The organism is Mesorhizobium sp. M4A.F.Ca.ET.090.04.2.1, assembly GCF_003999085.1.
Taxonomy (GTDB): Bacteria; Pseudomonadota; Alphaproteobacteria; order Rhizobiales; family Rhizobiaceae; genus Mesorhizobium.
The window spans coordinates 1-3759 of sequence record NZ_RZOT01000570.1; the positions used below are offsets into that span (position 1 = coordinate 1).

Below are 3759 nucleotides of genomic sequence, written 5' to 3' on the forward strand. Positions count from 1 at the left end.
GTGCTGCAGGAAGCAATCGACAAGCGCTTCTATGACCAAGTGGTGCCGATCCCCGGTCCGGAAGGCATCAAATGGGCGAAGGCGCTGGCGCAGCAGGAGGGCATCTTCACCGGCATTTCCGGAGGCGCCACCTTTGCCGTGGCGCGCCAGATCGCCGGCACGGCTCCCGCCGGCTCGGTGATCCTATGCATGCTGCCCGACACCGGCGAGCGCTATATGTCGACGCCGCTGTTCGATGGCATCGAGACCGAGATGGACGCCGAGGAGATGGCGCTGTCGCGTTCGACGCCTAGCTGCCAGTTCGACGCCTGACGACAGACCCGTGGCGCCGCCGCCCTCGATGGCGGCGCCACAAGATGTGAGAGAGGGGCAAATGGACAGTTTGGGGGAAGCGTCAACAAGCATGACCGCGGACGAAACGCTCGATCCGCCGGACTGGGCCGATGTGAAGGCCCTTTCGCACCGTATCATGGACGATGCCATGGGCTATCTGCGCGATGTCCGCGAGCGCCCGGTATGGCAGGAGATGCCGGCCGAGGTGCGGACCTTCTTCACGGCGCCCTTGCCGCGCACGCCATCGCCGCTTGCCGACGTCTACGGCGATGTCGCCCGCAACGTCATGGCCTATCCGATGGGTAACGTCCATCCGCGCTTCTGGGCATGGTACATGGGGTCCAGCAACTTCACCGGCGCGCTCGGCGATTTCCTGGCGGCAATCCAGGGCTCCAATCTCGGCGGCGGCAACCATGCCGCCGGACTGATGGACAGCCAGGTGGTCGACTGGTGCAAGGAGATGGTGGGCTTTCCGGCCTCGGCCAGCGGCACGCTCGTCAGCGGCGGCTCGATGGCCAACATCATCGGGCTCACCGTGGCGCGCAACATCAAGGCCGGTATCGACGTGCGCGAGCATGGCGTTGCCGCCATTCCGATGCCGCTGCGCTTCTACGCCTCGGACCAAGTCCATTCCTGCCATCGCAAGGCGATGGAAGCGCTCGGCCTCGGCAATCGCGCGCTGCGCCGCATCCCGACGGATGCCGGGCTGCGCATCGATCTCGCAGCGCTGCGGGCGGCGATATCCGAGGATCGCGCCGCCGGCTTCAAGCCGGCCTGCGTCATCGGCACGGCCGGCACGGTCAACACCGGCGCGATCGACGATCTGCAGGCGCTGGCGGCGCTGGCGGCGGAGGAAGACCTCTGGTTCCACGTCGACGGCTGCATCGGCGCGCTGATTGCCATTGCGCCCGGGAACGCCTCGCTTGTCGCCGGCGTCGAGCAGGCGCATTCGATCGCGCTCGATCCGCACAAATGGCTGCATGCGCCGTTCGAGGCGGGCTGCGTGCTGGTTCGCGACGCCGAGGCGCACCGCGGCACCTTCGCCGTCACGCCGGAATTTCTGGAATCAGCGCCGCGCGGCCTTGCCTCGGGGCAATGGCTGCATGATTACGGCCTGCAGACGTCGCGCGGCTTCCGCGCGCTCAAGGTGTGGATGGCGCTGAAGGAGCACGGCGTGGAGAAATTTGGCCGCCTGATCGACCAGAACATCGCTCAAGGTCGCTATCTCGCCGGCCTGATCGAGGCAGAACCGGCGCTCGAACTGACGGCGCCGGTCACCATCAACATCGTCTGCTTCCGCCATCGCGGCGGCGGCCTGTCCGGCGAGCGGCTGAAGGCGCTCAACACCGAGATCATGCTGCGGCTGCAGGAAGAGGGCATCGCGGTCCTCTCCGACACCACAGTGCATGGGCAGCACTGCCTGAGGGCGGCGATCACCAACCACCGGACGCGCCGCGAGGACCTCGAGCTGCTGGTCGCGGAAACCTTGCGTATCGGCGCGGAACTTGCGGCGCGGATGCCGCCGGCGGGAGAGCAAACATGCCCTCGATAGACTATGTGGAAGATGGCTCGGGGCCGCCGGTGCTGTTCGTTCCGGGGTCGTTCAGCACCCATGCGGCCTGGCGGCCGATGCAGAAGTGGCTTGCGCCCGGCCATCGCATGATTGGCACCAGCCTCTGCGGCTACGGCGCGACCGCCGAGACCCGCGGGCGCGATGATTTCGGCATGCGGCACGAGCTTCGGATCATCGAGCATGCAGCACGCCGCGCCGGCGAACCCGTGCATCTGGTCGGGCATTCGTTCGGCGGTACGGTCGCCCTTGCCGCTGCCCTGGCAAACTCAATCGATGTGGCGAGCCTGTCGCTTTTCGAGGCGAATCCCCTCGCACTCCTCGACCGACAGTCTCGGCGAGATCTCTACGACGCGGTTCTGGAGCTCAGCCGCGAATTTATCGCAGCCGTCGATGCCGGCGAAGCCGATGCGGCTGCCATGATCATCGACTTCTGGGGCGGTCCAGGCACTTTTGCGGCGATGCCCGAGGCCGTTCGCGACTACTGCCGCAAGACAGCGGCGACCAATGCGATCGACTGGCTGACGGACTTCGGCTTCGGCGCATCGGTCGAGGACTACCGCGCGCTCGACATTCCGGTTCTTCTCGTCAGGGGCGAGTTCGCCAATCCGGCGATGGTCGCGATGACCGATCTGCTGGAACAGACCCTGCCGGATGCGCGTGGCGCGATCGTCGACGGCGCCGGCCACTTCCTCATTGCGACCCATGCGCAAAAATGCGCCGCGCTGCTGAGGCGATTCCTAACGGTTGCGGACGCGGCGCTGCCGGAACCTACGATGGTGGCCTAGCGGCCGAATGCCTCGGCGCCGAAACAGGCCCAGGCCGCAAGAGGGAAGCTCGCCGATGGAAGAGAGCACGGCCAGGATCTGTCATTCGGGCAGGCCTGCCAGCCGCAGCGCTTCGACATATCTGGCGAAATAGTCCGGCTTGATCAGCCCCACCCTGTGTTTGAGGTTGGAAAGCGTCAGTTCGGGATCGAGTCGCAGCGAGCCCGCGATATGCTTGCTCGCGGCATCCAACCTGCCCGCCATTGCATTGCTGGCGGCGGCGACGCGCAGGCCGGTGAGATAATATGGCTGCGCGCGGGAGGCCGCCTCGGCAATTGGCCAGGCGGCGTCGTAGCGGCCGGCCGTGAAATGGGCGAATGCGGTGAAGCACTGCATAAAGAAGGTCAGTGGATCGAGCGGGCTTAGCCGTCTTGCCCGCGACAGGTGCTCGATGGCGATGTCCGGATCGTCGTGGCAGGCCTTGAGGCAACCGCTGGCGCTCCAGGCGGCCGCGCAGTTCGGGTTCAGCACGAGCGCGCGGTCGGCCAGTGCCGAGCCGGCCTCGTAGTCACCGATGACATAGCCCAGCGCCAGGCCGCTGAAGGCCAGCGCCACCGCGTCATCCTGGCCGGCAATAGCGACGTTGCCGGCCAGCCGGGAGACCTCGGCGGTCTCCTTCTGCGGGTCAGTCATCCAGCCATTCGCCATCCGCCAGAAATAGCACCAGGCGGCAGCGCCCTCAGCGGCCGCAAAATCGGGGTCGAGCTCGATGGCCTTGTAGAACTGCGGCAGCGCCGCCTCCAGCCCCTCCCTCGTCCAGCGGTAAAGGCTCGCCATGCCGCGCAGATAGTGATCGTAAGCGTCGAGACTTTCGGTGGGTTTGCGCTTGGCACGCGCCATCTCGGCCTGTTCGAGCCTGGGCGAGATCGCACCGATGACACTGGAGGCGACGAGGTCTTGCAGTTCGAACACCTCCGAGACACCGCCTTCGAAGCGGTCGGCCCAGAGATTCACCCCCGACGCCGCCTCGATGAGTTGGCCGGCCACGCGCAGCCGACTGCCGGCCTTGCGGACGCTGCCCTCCAGCAC

The 3759-nt window shown here is 66.6% G+C and carries 3 protein-coding genes and 1 pseudogene; 3 read left to right on the forward strand and 1 reads right to left on the reverse strand.

Annotated elements, in window-relative coordinates; translation table 11 throughout:
- The 3 genes from EN781_RS28240 to EN781_RS28250 all read left to right on the forward strand — a co-directional run.
- Nucleotides 1-312: pyridoxal-phosphate dependent enzyme (locus EN781_RS28240; RefSeq protein ID WP_127400545.1), on the forward strand; the 312-nt coding region annotated here is incomplete at its 5' end.
- Between the two features lie 61 nt (nucleotides 313-373).
- Nucleotides 374-1885: a pyridoxal-dependent decarboxylase gene (locus EN781_RS28245; protein ID WP_126058643.1), complete on the forward strand. Its 1512-nt coding sequence runs from the start codon at nucleotides 374-376 to the stop codon at nucleotides 1883-1885.
- A complete protein-coding gene (locus tag EN781_RS28250; protein WP_126058644.1) occupies nucleotides 1873-2691 on the forward strand; it encodes an alpha/beta hydrolase in 819 nt (272 codons plus the stop codon). The genes EN781_RS28245 and EN781_RS28250 overlap by 13 nt, the downstream gene beginning before the upstream one ends.
- A gap of 81 nt (nucleotides 2692-2772) precedes the next feature.
- On the opposite strand, the pseudogene EN781_RS34585 reads toward EN781_RS28250, so the two are convergent.
- Nucleotides 2773-3759 (reverse strand): annotated as a pseudogene (locus EN781_RS34585) (CadC-family transcriptional regulator); the annotation flags it as partial.